Annotated in this window: 1 protein-coding gene; it reads right to left on the bottom strand. The window is 48.5% G+C overall.

Annotation, left to right across the window (positions count from 1 at the left end; all coding sequences use genetic code 11):
- A partial coding sequence (locus LOK78_RS16635; RefSeq protein ID WP_232635704.1) for an HYR domain-containing protein occupies positions 1-231 on the bottom strand: 231 nt, incomplete at both ends.

Below are 231 nucleotides of genomic sequence, written 5' to 3'. Positions count from 1 at the left end.
CGGCCGCATCGGTTACGGTCCAGGTTACTGTTGTATTACCTATTGGGAATGTAGCAGGCGCATCATTGGTTGCAGGATTCGCCCCACAGTTATCAGCTGTAGTCGGTGTTCCAAGAGCCACACCAGTGGCTTGACATGAAGCATTGGCACTAACGGTTACGTCATCAGGTGCTGTAATGGTAGGGTCTGTATTGTCTTCGACAGTTACTATTTGAGTATCAGTAGCAGAAT

This window comes from Mangrovimonas futianensis (assembly GCF_021245805.1).
GTDB classification, from domain to species: Bacteria; Bacteroidota; Bacteroidia; order Flavobacteriales; family Flavobacteriaceae; genus Mangrovimonas; species Mangrovimonas futianensis.
Note: the sequence above shows the minus strand (reverse complement) of the source record. Positions and strands in the feature narration are given on the sequence as shown.